This is a genomic window from Lactiplantibacillus nangangensis (assembly GCF_005405065.1).
GTDB classification, from domain to species: domain Bacteria; phylum Bacillota; class Bacilli; order Lactobacillales; family Lactobacillaceae; genus Lactiplantibacillus; species Lactiplantibacillus nangangensis.
On sequence record NZ_BJDI01000008.1, the window covers coordinates 76,983 to 93,723 of the forward strand.

Below are 16,741 nucleotides of genomic sequence, written 5' to 3' on the forward strand. Positions count from 1 at the left end.
CCAAATTGTTCGGCACACGACTAGACCGTCAATTGGTCTTTAAATTTTGCCAACGTTTTATCGCCAAACCCACCAACCTTTTTTAAGTCGGCCACACTTTTAAACCCACCATGTTGCTCACGATAAGCAATGATTTTTTCAGCCTTCTTTTGACCAACTCCTGATAGCTTCTGCAATGTTGCTACATCGGCCGTATTTAGATTAACCACAGCCTTGGTGTCCGACGGTTTCGCATTTGTCCCGGTCTGACTCGTTGTGAGTGTCCCTGCATTAGTGGGTGCCGTAGTCGGTGGCACTGGCATGGTTGGTGGCTTTTCACCTTTGACTGGCACATAGATGACTTGCTGGTCTGTCACTTTGGCTGCCAAATTAACTTGTGCTTGATCCGCTTGTGGTAACATGCCCTGTGCTAGCGTTAAAGCATCCGCGACGCGCATATCGGTCCGAACCTGATACAATCCCGGTTGTTTCACGGCGCCCTTCACATCAACGTACAATGGCCCACTATTGGCCTTAGCCACAGCTTTGGCACTTCCTTTAGACGACCCCGAACTCGTCTGCTGCCGAACTGCTTGACTCCCCAAGGCCGCATCCGGCATCGGTGGTGCGGCAACAGGCGGACGTAATAGCGCCACCAAAATAACTCCCCCAAAACTTAAACAGCCAAGCCCACCAATGATGACCGTGACCAATCGATGTGCCTTCACCCAACTGAAAATTTCATTGACCAATTTTTCTCATCCCCTAACACTTTGTAGTTACGTAGAAGATGATCCTAACCCTTTAAAAAGGCACAAAAAAGGTTGTGACAATTGTCACAACCACTTAATGTGTTTTCAAATATTTTATGGCTTGGTTAAATGAACTTACAGGCACAACCTTCATCTCGGGAGCATATTTCTTGGCAGTCGCTTTAGCCACCTGATAATTGGTCTGGTGATTTTCTTCAAGTGCTAAAACCGCTTTGGTTGGTTTGAGATATGGGGCAAAGAAAATCGTGGCCCCCGCTTTTTTAGCGGCAATGATTTTCTTATCAATCCCACCAATTTCGCCAACCGACCCGTCAGGATTAATCGTCCCAGTCCCAGCAATCTTGCGACCACGACGAATATTCTGATCAGTCAGTTGTTGATAGATCTGCAAACTAAACATCAGGCCAGCTGAAGGGCCACCGATAGCACCTGGATTGACTTTAACCGGAATTTTAGTGGTCACTTTGACATTATCTGTCAATCCAATCCCAATCCCGGCACGATGCGTGCTTAATTTAATCAATGGTGCCGTCGCTTGTTTGAGCTTGCCGTCGTGCTGATACGTCACTGTCACTTTTTTACCAACACCTTGCTTCGCAATATAGCGCTGATAGCCTTGGGCCGTCGTAAAATGATGCCCGTTAACCTTGGTGATCGTATCGCCAACTTTGACGTCTGACTTAAACTTTGAGTTGGCTTGCACGGTCAACACATAAATCCCACGATAAGTCTTATGGTATTCCGCATGGGCCGCTGAATAAGCCGTCGCGATTGCTTCATTGATCGCACTTTGCATGTAAAAATTCTGCACCTTATCGTAGGTTGCGTCATCTTGGCCGGCATTAACTTCAGCGGCACTGACGACCGAATAATGTGGATTAACTTGCGCGTACAACCAAGTAATCGGGCGCGCTGGTGCTTGTAGCACTGAGGTCAACATAAATTTACCCTTACGTTGATCAGGATGCCCTTTGATCTTAACAAAAGACTTTAGATTGTTAGCACTGCCCGGCCCCTCAATATAATACGGTAGCGGAACGTAAAATAGAACTAATATCGCAATGACCGCCACGATGGCAAGCCAATAGTGACGTAAAAATCGTTTGAATTTCGTCATTAGCCGCGTTCCTTTAATCGTTGTGCTAGCTGCGCCGCCACTGAATCTGGGACATAGTCACGCACATCTGCCCCCATCTTAGCGACTTCCTTAATCAAGCTCGACGAGAAATACGCATACGGTGGCCGCGCCAACAAACAAACCGTTTCAATCTCATCATTTAAAGATTGATTCATCCACGCAATATCACGCTCATAACCAAAATCCTGCTCATTTCGCAAGCCACGCACTAAAACAGTCGCGTGTTGAGCGGCCATAAAATCGACCGTTAAACCAGCCGCAGCTTGGACTTTCACATTTGGCAAGGCCGCTACTTCAGCTTCAATTAACTGCACTTTTTCAGCCTTCGTAAATAAGGGTTGCTTGCCAGTATTCGTCATGACAGCAACAATCAATTGATCAAATAAGTGACTCGCCCGTTCAATTAAATCTAAATGGCCACGGGTAATCGGATCAAAACTCCCAGGAAAGACTGCGATGGTCATAGGGCGTCATCCTCCACTGCTATTTTTTGATAAATCGTCAAATAAGTAATGCCATAATTTTGACGTCGAATCAACTTAAACCCAGTAATCTCATCCGGCATTTCAGCATTGCCATCCGTTTCGCAAATGACATGACAACCAGGATTAAGCAGTCCCAACGACTGACATTTAAGCATATCCTTAACGATTTGTTGCTTTGCGTATGGCGGATCTAAAAAGACCCAATCAAAGCGCTCATTTTTAAAAGCTAATTGTTCCAGGACGCGTTTAGCATCCCCCTTGATAATTTCAAATCGTTCAGGGGCTTTAGTCACTGCAACATTATCTTTAATCGTCTTGATGGCCTGATACTGACGGTCAATTAAAACCGCCTGATCGACCCCGCGAGAAACGGCTTCGATACTCAAGCCGCCACTACCAGCAAACATATCGAGCGCCCGACCCCCATCAAAATAAGGGCCAATAATATTAAATAAAGCTTCCTTGATTTTATCCGTGGTCGGCCGTGTTTGCATGCCAGGGACCGCCTTCAAGCGTCGGCCGCCAAAAACTCCAGCTACGATTCGCATTTATTTTTCACCAACTTTAATCTTCATCATCAACTGGAACCCCAGTCTGTGGCTTAAAGAAGCCTTTATCAACACGTTCACCGAAATTCATATCAATATCCGGCCGATAAGAAGGTTCGACCCGCCGGACAAAATTCAACTTTTTGAGTTTGGCCATCGCTGGCTGAACTTGTGCCTCATCCATGTAAATAATGACATAATGTTCTTGGCGTGACTGATATTGGACCACCCCAAAACGCTTTAACTGCCGAATTTGTTTCATCGAATGTAAATACACGATCACCGAACGGCGTGGTTTTACTTTAAATTCCATCGAATAGCCACCTCTTTTACTTTCTATCTGGTTAAATGTTAGGCTAGATTGCTCGGTTCGTCAAGACTTTGTCTCAGGGCACTGGCACCCGTACCACCAGTTGACATTATGAAGGGTGAAGGGTGAAGGTTACTAGCCCATTCTGCTGCATTAGTGATCAGGCTATGAGAATTGCCGCTTCCGGTTGTTAACCGTTCTAAGTGCTCAATCCGTTGTTTAAAGTTAATAAAGTTAGTCGCATGAATCTAATTTGGACATAACCAACGTCGGCATCACTGGATTCACAACAGTTTAGTCACTTTCCATCTTTAGTAACCTAAATAAACTGTCGTGACACAAGACTGCAATGACGGTTGTGCTAATGACTTCAGACTTTTTGCGTCGTTCTGACAATTTACTGTCACTTCCAAGACCGGTCTCAACTAATACCAATGGGCTGAATAACCAGACACCATCAGCGACATCCGGAAACCACAATCTACCCTTTGAATAAAAAAATGATCGATAATTACCAGCAGCTAACTAGTAATTACCGACCATTTTGTTTGATTAGTCTAAGATAACCAATTTAAGCGTCGCGAAACAACTTTATTTAGGCGTGATTTCAAGTAATAAATCATCCGTCTGAATAACATCACCAGCACTGACATAGGTGTGTTCAATGATCCCATCTTCTGGTGCTTGGATCGTCGTTTCCATCTTCATCGCTTCAGTAACTAGCAATGGTTGACCCTTCTTGACTGTCTCGCCCTTCTTAACGAGTAATTTCAAGACAGAACCGCTCATCGTCGCCCCAACTTCATTTTCGTTCGTTGGTTCGGCTTTCCGGGTGCTGGCTGACGTTTGATGAACTGAATTATCCTTCACCGTGATTTCTTGGTTCTGACCATTGATACTAAAGTATAAGGTCCGAATCCCATCGACATCCGGTTCGCTAACTTGGTTCAACTTGACGATCATCGTCTTACCACGAGCCAATTCAACATTGACCGTTTCGCCTAAACGCATCCCTTGGAAGAACGTTGGCGTATCTAATAAGGACACATGCCCGTATTGCTTATGTTGGGCTTGATATTCCAAGAAGACTTTTGGATATAAGATATAGCTCAAGACTTCTTGTTTGGAAGGTTCATGCCCAATCTTAGGTGCTAACTCAGCCTTCGTCGCTTCAAAGTCAGCTGGCTTGGCCAAAGAACCTGGCCGTACCGTTAACCCTTGACGATTCTTCAACACGATCTTTTGCAACTTCTTTGGGAAGCCGCCGACCGGTTGGCCAATATTTCCAGCGAAGAAATTAATGACTGATTCAGGGAAGTCTAACTTCTCCCCGTGATCGTAGACATCATCGGGTGTTAAATTATTTTCAATCATGAAGAGTGCCATATCACCAACAACTTTGGAACTTGGCGTGACTTTGATAATATCCCCAAACATGTCATTGACGGTCGCATACATTTCTTTAACTTCTTCCCAACGATCGCCGAGCCCTAAAGCTTTGGCCTGTTGTTGTAAGTTCGAATATTGCCCGCCTGGCATTTGAGTTTGATAAATATCGGTCTGTGGACCCGTCATCCCATTTGAGAAGTCTTGGTAATAAGGCCGAATCCCTTGCCAGTAACGATTAATGGCTTCAACATTGTTGATATCTACCGCTGGTTGGCGATCATTATGCGCTAAGGCATAGTATAAAGAACTCATCGATGGTTGACTCGTCGTCCCTGACAAGGCACTGGCCGCAACATCCACAACATCGACCCCAGCTTCAACGGCCCGTGCATAGGTAAAGATCCCATTCCCAGTCGTATCGTGAGTATGCAAGTGGACTGGCACGTCCAAAGCATCTTTCAATGTCGCCACAAGTTCATAAGCCGCTTCTGGCTTCAAAACGCCGGCCATATCCTTGATGGCAATAATATCAGAGCCTGCAGATTGTAGATCTAACGCTAATTGTTTGTAGTAAGCCAAGGAATATTTTTTGCGTTTTGGATCCATGATATCGCCAGTATAACAAATCGTCCCTTCGGCGATCTTACCGGTTTCTTTGACTGCTTGAATACTCTTTTCCATTTGAGGAACCCAGTTCAAACTATCGAAGATCCGGAAGACATCGATTCCACTTTTTGCTGATTCCAAAATAAATTCGCGAATCACGTTATCTGGATAGTTCTGGTAACCGACCGCATTACTCCCACGGAATAACATCTGGAATAACGTCCGTGGCATCGCAGTCCGCAATTTACGCAGCCGATCCCAAGGGTTTTCATTTAAGAAGCGAAAAGCGACATCAAAGGTCGCGCCGCCCCACATTTCATAGGAGAATAGCTCTGGTAACGCCTTTTGTGACGCTTCCGCGACGGCTAACATATCCTTAGTCCGCATCCGGGTCGCAAATAAACTTTGGTGTGCATCCCGCATCGTTGTGTCAGTTAATAACACTTCTTTTTTAGCTAATAACCAACTTTGTAAGCCAGCGACACCTTGTTCATCCAAGACGTCCTTGGCGGTCACAATCTTTTTATCGATAGGCGCAAAGTTATCTTTGAACTCAACATCTGGATAGTATTTCTTCGAATGTTGGGCCACGTCGGCAAACCCATTGACCGTAGTATTCCCAATATACTTCAACATTTTATCTTCTTGTTGTGTATCATCTGGGAAGTTAAACAACTCTGGGGTGTTGTCGATAAAACGGGTATTGGCTTGGCCAGCTTGGAAAGTTGGATGGTCGATCACATTCAACATAAATGGAATATTGGTCTTCACGCCACGAATATCGAACTCAACTAGGACCCGGCGCATTTTATGCACAGCGGCCTTGAAATTACGCGCCACGACACAGGCTTTAACTAGTAAGGAATCAAAGTATGGTGTGACCACGGCGCCAGAGTAAGTATTCCCGGCATCCAAACGAACCCCGTTACCACCTGGTGACCGATAAGTTTCAATTCGACCAGTATCCGGCATGAAATCGTTCGCTGGATCTTCAGTGGTGACCCGGCATTGAATCGCAGCCCCTTTGTAAGTCAACGCATCTTGATGTGGCAAATGTAAATCTTCAAATAAATCACCGCCCATGGCAATCTTTAATTGTGCATGCACGATATCGATTTCGGTGATCATTTCAGTCACGGTGTGTTCAACTTGAACCCGTGGATTAACTTCCATGAAGTAGAACTTGTCACCTTCAACTAAGAATTCAACCGTGGCGGCATTCAGATAATGGACATGCTTCATTAAACGAACAGCAGCATCACAAATGTTTTGCCGTAATTCAATTGGCAACGCAACCGCTGGCGCAAATTCAATCACCTTTTGGTTACGACGTTGCACAGAGCAGTCCCGTTCGAATAAGTGCAAAATATTGCCATGGGAGTCCCCTAAAATTTGGACTTCAATGTGCTTTGGGTGGGCAATGAATTTTTCTAAGTAAATTTCGTCGTCACCAAAGGACTGCATCGCTTCTGAACGCGCCCGATCAAAAGCTTCTTGTAATTCGGAAGCTTCATGAACGATCCGCATCCCACGACCACCACCGCCCATCGCGGCCTTGATCATGATTGGGAAACCATACTTTTGCGTAAATTGGAGTGCTTCGTTTAAACTCGTTACCGGATGTGTCGTACTAGGAATCGTTGCGACGCCAGCATCGGCAGCGACTTGCTTCGCGGTGATCTTGTCACCAAACATTTCCAATTGTTCCGGTGTCGGGCCGATAAAGGTCAAGCCTTCTTCAGCACAACGCCGCGCAAAAGTTGCATTTTCAGATAAGAAACCATAGCCGGGATGAATCGCGTCGACTTGGTTTTCTTTGGCAATCCGAATAATGTCTTCAATATCGAGATAAGCTGCGATTGGTGCGAGGCCTTCACCGACTAAGTACGCTTCATCAGCCTTAAAACGGTGAACGGAAAATTCATCTTCTTTGGCGTAAATTGCCACGGTCTGCAGGCCTAATTCATGACAAGCCCGAATCACCCGCGTCGCAATTTCACCACGGTTAGCAATTAATACTTTCTTCACCAGAAACCCCTCATTTCCAAATTAGATTGACTTAACTTTCCTGACGAACAGCGGATGCTCGCGCGATTTGTTCAAGCGAGCTCACGTTGAGCACTAACCCGAACGATAGTGTGAGCACCATCATACTGGAACCGCCGTAACTAATGAACGGGAACGTGACCCCGGTAATCGGGATCAGACCGACGATTCCGCCGACATTAATAAACGCCTGAATGGTCAAATAAGCGGCCACCCCGTAACAAACTAACGTATTAAACGTGTTGTTGGATCGCACACCGATGTAGATCATCCGACCAACGATCACGAGTAATAATCCCATTACCAACAGAACCCCGAGCAAGCCGAGTTCTTCCGCAGTAATTGACATAATAAAATCTGTATTAGGCTCTGGTAAATAGCCGCGTTTTTGCAAACTATTCCCAATCCCAACACCGGTCAAACCACCATTTGAAATGGCATAATATGAATTCACCAATTGTGTCCCCGCACCTGAAGCCGTCGTAAATGGATTCAAGAAACCGAGAAAACGCCGCAATTGATAAGAATTCGCTAACACACTTTGAGGAAGACGACTCATCATGGGAACTAAGACCCACTCAAACCCCACGGCGGCAGTTACGAAGATACCGACCCCATAAAGGTAAGACATCCCGCTGGCAAATAAGATCACTGCCGCAATCGCCAAGTTGATCGTGGCGCCCCCAATATCAGGCTGGATCACGATCAACACGATCATGACCCCGAGCATCGCTAACTGCGCATTTAAATCCCGTAATTTGGCCACACCTAGGCGCCGTTCACGCTGCGCAATCATTGTTGAAAGGTACACGATCAAATAAAACTTACAAAACTCGGCCGGTTGAATGGACATCGGTCCGAGCACAATCCAGCCAGCCGCCCCATTGATCGATTGACCGAACAATCGCAACCCAACGAGGACAGCCAACATAGCAAATCCTAAAATTCCCCATAACTTAGTGCGCTTAAAGTAATCAATCTTTAAGTTCATGCAAAACAAGGTAATCACTAGGCCCCCCAGGACCCAGACGAGCTGACGAAATAAATAGCTCGTTGGTGATGAGCCAATACCTGCTGCAACGTACGAACTTGAGGAATAAACCATGACGATCCCAATACCACACAAGATGAGGTATGGAATAAAAAGGACATAGTCCATGTGACGTATTTTTTTTGGCATGACGGTCAATCCCACCTTAAATAATCTGAGTTTATAGAACGTTTCGCCATGACCATTCTATAAAAGTTCGCTTGCAGTAATTATAGCATAGTCGCAATTACCGCAACCTGTGAAATTGTTAATTTGTGGTTGCTTTTTAAACTTTTTTAAACAAAAAAGCGACCCCATTGAGGAGGTCGCTTTGAGTTGAAACGTTGATGCGCTTATTTAGCCATCTTACGTTTCTTAGCTTCTTTTTCACGTGAATTCGTATTCAGAATCGTCTTACGTAAACGGACGTGTTCTGGTGTGATTTCACAATATTCGTCACTATTCAAGAATTCCAATGATTCTTCAAGCGTCAAATGAGTTGGCGTCTTGATTGTCGCAGTCAAATCCTTGTTTGATGAACGAACGTTGGTCATGTTCTTACCTTTAGTGATATTAACTGAAATATCATTTTCACGGCTATTTTGACCAACAATCATCCCTTCATAGACATCGGTACCTGGGTCGACAAAAATCGTCCCACGTTCTTCGATACCCATCGTCGCGTATGTCGTGGTCTTACCTTGGTTAATTGAAACTAAGGCACCATTCCGACGACCAGGGTTCCAGTTCTTGATAACTGGCGCATACTTAGCATACGTATGGTTCATGATGCCGTAACCACGCGTTAATGATAAGAATTCAGTTGAGTAACCGATCAACCCACGTGAAGGAGCCAAGAAAGTCAAACGAGTTTGACCGTTCCCAGTACTTTCCATGTTCTTCATTTCACCCTTACGTTGTGACAAGGTATCAATGATGGCACCAGTATATTCGTCAGGCGTATCGATCTGAACAGATTCGAATGGTTCGCTCCGAACGCCGTCAACGTCGCGATAAATAACTTCTGGACGAGATGCTTGTAATTCATAACCTTCACGCCGTAACGTTTCGATTAAGATTGATAAATGCAATTCTCCACGACCAGAAACGACCCATGAACCAGGTTCGTCAGTATCGTCAACACGTAACGACACATCGGTTTCCAATTCAGACTTCAAACGTAATTCCAATTGACGAGCAGTCACGAATTTACCTTCTTTACCGGCAAATGGTGATGAGTTCGTCCCAAAGGTCATTTGTAAGGTTGGTTCGTCGATCCGTAAGATTGGTAAAGCTTCTGGATTGCTTGAGTCAGCAACCGTTTCACCAACGTTAATATCTTCCATCCCAGAAACGGCAACTAAATCACCGGCATGGGCTTCGTTGATTTCCAAACGTTGTAGACCGAAGAAACCGAACAACTTGGTTACCCGGAAATTCTTCTTGCTACCATCAAGCTTCATAACAGTAACGCTGTCCCCAACCTTGATCGTTCCACGGAAGACCCGGCCAATCCCAACACGACCAACGTAATCATTGTAATCAAGTAAAGCAACTTGGAATTGTAATGATTCGTCAGAGTTATCGATTGGGGCTGGAATCGTCTTGATAATGGTATCAAAGACTGGTTTCATCGTATGTTCTTGTTTAGCAGGATCTGATTCGTAACTTGACGTCCCGTTTAATGCTGAAACGTAAACAACTGGGAAGTCCAATTGTGATTCGTCCGCACCTAATTCGATGAATAAGTCTAGGACTTCATCAACAACTTCTTCAGGACGAGCACCTGGACGGTCAATCTTGTTGATAACCACGATAGGTGTCAAATGTTGTTCCAAGGCCTTTTTCAAAACGAAACGGGTTTGTGGCATCGTTCCTTCAAAAGCATCAACAACTAATAAGACCCCATCGACCATGCGCATGATCCGTTCAACTTCACCACCGAAGTCAGCATGTCCTGGTGTATCCAAAATATTAATTTGTTTGTCGCCGTAACGTACGGCCGTGTTCTTTGAAAGGATCGTGATACCGCGTTCCTTTTCAATGGCATTAGTGTCCATCGCCCGATCATCAATCTGGACGTGTTCATCTAAGGTATCCGATTGTTTAAGCATTTCGTTAACTAAGGTTGTTTTACCGTGGTCAACGTGGGCAATAATGGCAATGTTGCGGATATCATCTCTAAATTTCAAAATTGATCTTCCTTTCATCCTTCAAAAATTCTAACTATCCGATTGATAGCAGAAATCTTACATATATTAATACAATCTGGCATCACTATCAAGTGACACGTGCGCCTTGATTGACGCGTAATGCCGTTTTCATCGGCTTTCATCAATTGGCATAAAAAAACTGTGACGGATGGGTCACAGTCACACCGTTCATCTGACGATTGTCAAAATAGCACGTTGCGCACTTTTAGTCGCTATTAGTACAGCACCAGATGATAACATATTTACGGGCTTGCCGTCAACTTGTGAAACAACCAGTCCTAAGGTTTCAGCTAAGACGCGGCCAGCAGCAAAGTCCCACGGCCGCAAATAAGACAAATAGCCAACGAGTTCACCAGCCAAGACTTGGCTGATTTGAATCCCAGCGCTACCCATGATTCGCGGCCCCAGACTGGCATGTGCGATTGCTTGCATCTGGTACTTATCATGAATTAGTAGCGGGCCACTCGCGCCAAATAGCCCTGCCGAAAGACCACGATCAGCAGGTGCCGGTAACGGTTGTTCATTGACAGTGACACCCAAGGCGGGGCCACCAGCATAGAGCCGGTCGCCCATCACGTCGTAAATATAGCCCAAGGTCGGTTCACCATCAACATAGTACCCGATCATCATCGCAAAATGATCCCGTTGATGGACAAAGTTCATGGTCCCGTCGATGGGATCCACGATCCAAACATGCCCGGTCATTGACTCAACCGGATCACCCAAGCCCTCTTCACCGAGAATTTTGGCTGCAGGATCAAGTTGGCGTAACGCATGAACTAAAAAATGTTCATTACTTTTATCAACGTTGGTCACCAAGTCTTTACGACTCGTCTTTTCAGAGACTGTCAATTGGGTGCCCATCTGTGCTAAGACTTGTGCGCGGGCTTGTCGCATCACTGCTTGAACAGCTTGATTTAATTGTTGTAATGCTGTATTTGACACCTCTATCACCTAGCTTCGATATTGAAAACGTTGTTTATTTGTGGTCTGAGCTGCCTGCATCGTTTTATAAATGCTGAGTCCAGAAGCCGCTTCAAAGGCACGTGAAAGCTGTTTTTCTTCAGACTTTGAGGTCACGATCGTTTTAAACGCCTGATAAGCACTTAGTAAGTCAGCTGTTGGCACCGTACTGTCGTTAGCTGCCTCAATCTTTTCATAGAAACGACTCACAGTAATGATTTCGTCAGTCGTCCAGGCGTCATTCAATGGATATTGGTAATTTTCAGGCCTGTTCATCGTCATTTTGGTCAAACTCCCCTGCTTCTACGCGGTCTAAATCATGCCGGACTTGACCAGCAATTTCCGCATATTCTTTTTGTTCTTCATCTGACAAGACCATGTCTGCCAAACGTTTTATCCCATTAGCACTAATGAGCACTGGCGACGCTAAGCCAACCAGTTGGTCATCCGCGATCGTTTGAACATTTGTGACCGTCCCAATAAATGGGGCCTGATCGTAAAACGCTCGTAAGACTTGTACTAATGCTAACACACTCAACGTTTGATTGGTAACGATTGCTGGTTCGTCGATGCGTTCCTGGTCAGCGCCCATCTCATCGGCGCCGAAGCTAATGTCTTGGTTGGCCAGATAAGTCAGCACTGGTGCGGGTCCAATATAAGAACGGCTCCATGAGATCAAGTGCTCGCGAGCAGTCCCGACGACAAACGCGTGGACATCACTCGCCCCAACATTTAACTGATCTTGTAATAGCCGCTCAAGCAGTCGACTCTGGGGTAACGTGCCTAAGCCGAGCACCCGTTGATGATCGACCCCACTAAAACGGGCGGCCAAGACGCTGAGTACCGCATCATTGCTCCCAGTCAGCACTAATTTGCCATTAAACCCAGCGGCCATCGCCGTATTGATAAATTGACGAAATAAAGGCAACGTCGCCTGTAGATCGGCTTCAACATCTCGGTCGGCGGCCAAAGGGACTAGATTGCCGATGATTAACGCATCAGCTTGTGAATAATCAGGTTTTGCGGGTGCCTGCAAAGTAAAGTGACGGCAGGCAGCACTCGCTGTAATCAGAGATTGATAACGCGGTGTCTCGTCGGTTGCTGCAGCGACGATCAAGTTCAATGGCAGATCCTTGGCCATTGCAATTAAAATGAGTTGTTGTACGAATTCAAATAAGCCACGAATAATAACTGTATTGTTCATGAAATTCCTCCCAACTTTCGCTAATAATTGTACCTGAGCTGTCAACTTATTCAAGTAAAGTTTAAGTAAATCCTTACCCTTTTGTCACATTAATCAGGATTGCCAACTGTTTACGAAGTTAAACTTTTTTATGTAAGCTCATGCGCCGGTCGTACAGACCTTGAACAGCATAACACCACCGCTGATATCATGCGGCATTTTTGACTTATCCGGCGATCGACCAGTTCATGAGCAAAACAAAAGTTTGAGACCCTTAAGCCTCAAACTTCTGCATCGAATCGTTAAATTTGTCGAATTTAAATATGCGTTGGATAACCCATGGCAACATCCGCAGCTTCTTGAACAACTTCGCCCAAGGTTGGATGTGGATGAATCGTCAAAGCTAAGTCTTCAACGTTCATGCTACCATTGACAGCAACACTCAATTCAGAAATCAAATCACTGGCACCAGGGCCGGCAATTTGTGCCCCAACGATCGTGCCTTCATCCTTCGTTGAAACCAGCCGGAAGAAGCCTTCCATCGAGTTCAATGAAATCGCACGGCCATTCCCAGCAAATGGGAACTTCGACGTCGTGACACTCAAGCCAGCCTTTTCAGCTTCAGCTTTAGTCATCCCAACGGTCGCTAATTCTGGATCCGTGAAACAAACTGCTGGCACGGAAACATAATCATTCGCAGTCTTCTTGCCACTGATGGCACCAGCTGCAACCTTACCTTCTGCAAAGGCTTTATGTGCCAAAGCCGGACCGGCAACAATGTCCCCAATCGCAAAGATGTCTTGCGCAGCTGTCCGACCTTGTTGATCAACTTCGATCAAACCACGGTCGGTCAACTTAACATCCGTGTATTCAAGGCCCATGTCGTCAGTATTTGGCCGACGACCAACCGTAACCATGCAGTAGTCAGCGCGAACGGATTGTTCCTTGCCATCAACTTCATAAGTCACAGTGACACCGCTGTCATCTTGTTCCGAGTTTTTCGCCATCGCATTAGTGACCACGGTGACACCCTTATCTTTGAAACTCTTCAGGACTAATTTAACCATATCTTTTTCAAAGTTTGGCAAGATTTGTGGTGTTCCTTCGAGGATCGTCACATGTGCCCCTAAGTTAGCATAAGCACCAGCTAATTCAGAGCCAATGTAACCGCCACCAATAACAACTAATTCTTTAGGAACCTCTGGCAAGTTCAAGCCACCGGTCGAGTCAACGACACGACCATTGAACTTGAAGCCAGGGATCTCAACTGGGCGTGATCCGGTTGCAATAATTAAATGTTTGAATTTATAAGTTTGACCCGTGTGGTCGCCATTCATGACACGTAACGTATGGTTATCGTGCATGTAAGCTTCCCCTTCAACGATTTCAACCTTATGTTTCTTTAATAACATTTTGACCCCGCCGGTTAAGCGATCAACGACTTGATGGTCTTTCCAATCTTGGGTCGTCTTGAAGTCTAAGACTGGGTCTTGAATGTTCTTAATCCCAAAGATTTTACTATCTTTGACTTCTTGGAGCCGATGACCAGCACTGATCAATGCTTTAGATGGAATACAGCCAACGTTCAAGCAGACCCCACCAATATATTCTTTCTCAATGATAGTTACTTTTTGACCGAGTTCAGCGGCCCGAATCGCGGCGACGTAGCCACCAGGACCCGCACCAACGATCATTGTATCGCGTTCTTCAGCAAAATCTCCTACAACCATTCTGACCTCATCCTTCCATCAAAAGTAATTCTGGATCATGCAATAATTGTTTCAATAAGTTCATTGCTTTTTGAGCAGTGGCGCCATCGATCAAACGATGGTCAAAGCTTAAGGACAATTTTTGCATCTTACCAACGACGATTTCACCATCTTCGTTGACGTAAGGTTCTTTCCCAATGCGGCCAACCCCAAGGATTGCCACTTCTGGTTGGTTGATTACTGGTGTAAACCAGCCACCACCGATTGAACCAATGTTACTAATGGTAATTGACGCACCACTCATTTCTTTCGATTTGAGTTTGCCATCATAAGCTTTTTGCGTATTGTCAGTAATTTCCTTGGCAATGGCAAATAACCCTTTACCTTCAGCATGCTTGATGTTTGGTACTAACAAGCCGCGATCCGTATCTGTTGCGACCCCAATGTTGTAATAGTGCTTGTAAACAATTTCCTTGTTGGCATCGTCGATTGACGCGTTAAATTCTGGGAATTGTTGCAAGACAGCTACTAAAGCCTTAACAAAGTAAGGCAAGAAGGTCAAATGAATATCACGATCTGCCGCGATCGTCTTGTACTTCTTCCGATGAGCCATCAAAGCAGATACTTCAACTTCATCAAATAACGTCACATGTGGTGCGGTATGCTTACTGTTGACCATGGCTTTCGAGATGGCTTTCCGAATTGGTGTCATCTTTTCGCGTGTTTCTAATTCTGGTGTATCAGAAACATATGGTTTAACTGGTTCTGGTGCCGGCGCAGCTTCAGCAGCTGGTGCTGCAGCGGTAGCCGTTGTTGCGGCTTGTGAGCCAGTTGCAGCTGGAGCCCCAGTATAGTTATCAATATCTTGTTTCGTAATCTGGCCATGTGCACCAGTTGCAGTCACTTGCGAAATATCGATATCTTTGTCGCGAGCATATTGCCGGACAGAAGGCATCGCTAAGATCCGCTTGTTTGGATCTGCAGGGGCGATTGGTGCCGCCGTGGCAGCTGTTTCTGGTGCTGCAGGCGCAGGTGTCGGTTTGTCAGCGGTTGCATTTTCAGCTGGCGCCGCAGCCGGTGTGGCACTAGCACCAGAGCCATCATCGATTTCCACGATGACATCTCCAATTTTAGCGGTTTCACCTTCTGGTACCAAAATCTTTACAATCGTCCCATCAACGGGTGATGGTAATTCTTCAACTGATTTATCGTTTTGAATCTCAACTAGAGAATCGTCTTCCTTGACTTGATCGCCAGGTTTAACGAGCCAAGTGGCGATTTCGCCTTCTTCTAGGCCTTCGCCAAGCTCTGGTAATTTAAACTCGTAAGCCATTGGATAACTTCCTTTCATTGCAACCAATATCTGGTTGTTTTCGATGCGCGAAATTTTTTAGTAGTTTAAGATCTCGCGGGTTTTTGCTTCAATTTCATCTTCAGCAGGGAGCCAGTCGTCTTCAGCTAGCCCAAATGGATAAACCGTGTCAGGCGCTGAGACCCGACCGACTGGTGCGCTCAAGTATAAAGCACCCTTTTCAGCAATCAGTGAAGCCACATTGGCAGCAATCCCAGCTTGACGTTGCGCTTCTTGAATCGCAACCGCGCGACCAGTCTTTTCAACTGATTTTAAAATCGTGTCTTCATCGAGTGGTGACAAAGTCCGTAAATCAACCACTTCAACCGAAATGCCTTCTTTTTCAAGCTTTTCGGCGACCTTCAATGATTGGTTAACTTGAGCACTGTACGCAATCAGTGAAATATCGGTCCCTTCACGGACAACATTCGCTTTGTCCAACGGCACGGTATAAGCTTCATCTGGAATGTCAGCTTTCATTGACCGATACAATTTCAAGTTTTCAAGGAAGAACACAGGGTCATTGTTCCGAATTGAGGAAATCAACAAACCTTTGGCATCGTATGGGTTCGATGGTGTGACCACCCGGAGCCCAGGAATTTGTGCTAAGTAGCCTTCCAATGAATCGGCATGCATTTCTGGAGTATGGGTCCCACCACCATATGGTGACCGAATCGTAATTGGCATATGACGCGTGCCACCAGTCCGGAAGCGTTCCCGTGACATTTGACCAGCAATCGAATCCATGGTTTCAAAAATGAACCCTAAGAATTGGATTTCTGGAATTGGGCGGAAGCCTTCGAGTGCTAAACCGATGGATAAGCCACCAATACCAGATTCAGCTAAAGGTGTATCGAAGACCCGGTCCTCGCCAAATTCAGCTTGGAGACCGTCAGTTGCCCGGAAAACCCCACCGTTTTTACCAACGTCTTCACCAAAAATTAACGTCTTTTCGTCAGACCCTAATTCTAATCGAAGTGCATCGGTAATCGCTTGAATATATGTTTTCTTTGACATG

14 protein-coding genes are annotated in these 16,741 nt (G+C 45.5%); all 14 read right to left on the reverse strand.

Translation table 11 applies throughout. The features are described from left to right. Positions 1-20 precede the first annotated feature (20 nt). On the reverse strand, positions 21-731 hold the full coding sequence (locus FFM70_RS08055) for a helix-hairpin-helix domain-containing protein (RefSeq protein ID WP_223877462.1): 711 nt from the start codon (positions 729-731) through the stop codon (positions 21-23). A 94-nt stretch (positions 732-825) separates the two neighbouring features. Next, on the reverse strand, positions 826-1,869 hold the full coding sequence (locus FFM70_RS08060; RefSeq protein WP_137616337.1) for a SepM family pheromone-processing serine protease: 1,044 nt from the start codon (positions 1,867-1,869) through the stop codon (positions 826-828). Continuing rightward, on the reverse strand, positions 1,869-2,354 hold the full coding sequence (gene coaD, locus FFM70_RS08065) for a pantetheine-phosphate adenylyltransferase (RefSeq protein WP_137616338.1): 486 nt from the start codon (positions 2,352-2,354) through the stop codon (positions 1,869-1,871). Before coaD ends, FFM70_RS08060 begins: the two co-directional genes overlap by 1 nt. Then, a complete protein-coding gene (gene rsmD, locus FFM70_RS08070) occupies positions 2,351-2,923 on the reverse strand; it encodes a 16S rRNA (guanine(966)-N(2))-methyltransferase RsmD (protein ID WP_137616339.1) in 573 nt (190 codons plus the stop codon). Before rsmD ends, coaD begins: the two co-directional genes overlap by 4 nt. Before the next feature lie 16 nt (positions 2,924-2,939). Next, entirely contained in the window at positions 2,940-3,236 is a 297-nt protein-coding gene (locus FFM70_RS08075; protein WP_137616340.1) for a YlbG family protein, read from the reverse strand. A gap of 588 nt (positions 3,237-3,824) precedes the next feature. Beyond that, entirely contained in the window at positions 3,825-7,256 is a 3,432-nt protein-coding gene (locus FFM70_RS08080) for a pyruvate carboxylase (RefSeq protein WP_137616341.1), read from the reverse strand. A gap of 31 nt (positions 7,257-7,287) precedes the next feature. Next, on the reverse strand, positions 7,288-8,454 hold the full coding sequence (locus FFM70_RS08085; protein WP_137616342.1) for an FtsW/RodA/SpoVE family cell cycle protein: 1,167 nt from the start codon (positions 8,452-8,454) through the stop codon (positions 7,288-7,290). Positions 8,455-8,657: 203 nt separating this feature from the next. Next, positions 8,658-10,496 carry a translational GTPase TypA gene (typA, locus tag FFM70_RS08090; protein ID WP_137616343.1) on the reverse strand — a complete coding sequence of 613 codons (1,839 nt, stop codon included), beginning with the start codon at positions 10,494-10,496 and terminating at the stop codon, positions 8,658-8,660. 189 nt (positions 10,497-10,685) lie between these two features. Continuing rightward, positions 10,686-11,462 carry an inositol monophosphatase family protein gene (locus FFM70_RS08095; protein ID WP_379856183.1) on the reverse strand — a complete coding sequence of 259 codons (777 nt, stop codon included), beginning with the start codon at positions 11,460-11,462 and terminating at the stop codon, positions 10,686-10,688. A 9-nt stretch (positions 11,463-11,471) separates the two neighbouring features. Further along, positions 11,472-11,762 (reverse strand): UPF0223 family protein, encoded by a 291-nt coding sequence (locus FFM70_RS08100; protein ID WP_137616344.1) that lies wholly within the window; start codon positions 11,760-11,762, stop codon positions 11,472-11,474. Beyond that, positions 11,743-12,684, reverse strand: a complete 942-nt coding sequence (locus FFM70_RS08105; protein ID WP_137616345.1) for a Rossmann-fold NAD(P)-binding domain-containing protein — start codon at positions 12,682-12,684, stop codon at positions 11,743-11,745. Before FFM70_RS08105 ends, FFM70_RS08100 begins: the two co-directional genes overlap by 20 nt. Before the next feature lie 296 nt (positions 12,685-12,980). Further along, positions 12,981-14,393 carry a dihydrolipoyl dehydrogenase gene (lpdA, locus tag FFM70_RS08110; RefSeq protein ID WP_137616346.1) on the reverse strand — a complete coding sequence of 471 codons (1,413 nt, stop codon included), beginning with the start codon at positions 14,391-14,393 and terminating at the stop codon, positions 12,981-12,983. 7 nt (positions 14,394-14,400) lie between these two features. Next, entirely contained in the window at positions 14,401-15,705 is a 1,305-nt protein-coding gene (locus FFM70_RS08115) for a 2-oxo acid dehydrogenase subunit E2 (RefSeq protein ID WP_137616347.1), read from the reverse strand. 57 nt (positions 15,706-15,762) lie between these two features. Beyond that, positions 15,763-16,740 (reverse strand): alpha-ketoacid dehydrogenase subunit beta, encoded by a 978-nt coding sequence (locus tag FFM70_RS08120; protein WP_137616348.1) that lies wholly within the window; start codon positions 16,738-16,740, stop codon positions 15,763-15,765. Position 16,741: the final 1 nt, after the last annotated feature.

Bases quoted from the DNA above. Each gene is read 5' to 3' on its own strand.
- FFM70_RS08060 (WP_137616337.1), bottom strand. From the start codon at position 1,869: ATGACGAAATTCAAACGATTTTTACGTCACTATTGGCTTGCCATCGTG.
- coaD (WP_137616338.1), bottom strand. From the start codon at position 2,354: ATGACCATCGCAGTCTTTCCTGGGAGTTTTGATCCGATTACCCGTGGC.
- rsmD (WP_137616339.1), bottom strand. From the start codon at position 2,923: ATGCGAATCGTAGCTGGAGTTTTTGGCGGCCGACGCTTGAAGGCGGTC.
- FFM70_RS08075 (WP_137616340.1), bottom strand. From the start codon at position 3,236: ATGGAATTTAAAGTAAAACCACGCCGTTCGGTGATCGTGTATTTACAT.
- FFM70_RS08085 (WP_137616342.1), bottom strand. From the start codon at position 8,454: ATGCCAAAAAAAATACGTCACATGGACTATGTCCTTTTTATTCCATAC.
- FFM70_RS08100 (WP_137616344.1), bottom strand. From the start codon at position 11,762: ATGACGATGAACAGGCCTGAAAATTACCAATATCCATTGAATGACGCC.
- FFM70_RS08105 (WP_137616345.1), bottom strand. From the start codon at position 12,684: ATGAACAATACAGTTATTATTCGTGGCTTATTTGAATTCGTACAACAA.
- lpdA (WP_137616346.1), bottom strand. From the start codon at position 14,393: ATGGTTGTAGGAGATTTTGCTGAAGAACGCGATACAATGATCGTTGGT.
- FFM70_RS08115 (WP_137616347.1), bottom strand. From the start codon at position 15,705: ATGGCTTACGAGTTTAAATTACCAGAGCTTGGCGAAGGCCTAGAAGAA.
- FFM70_RS08120 (WP_137616348.1), bottom strand. From the start codon at position 16,740: ATGTCAAAGAAAACATATATTCAAGCGATTACCGATGCACTTCGATTA.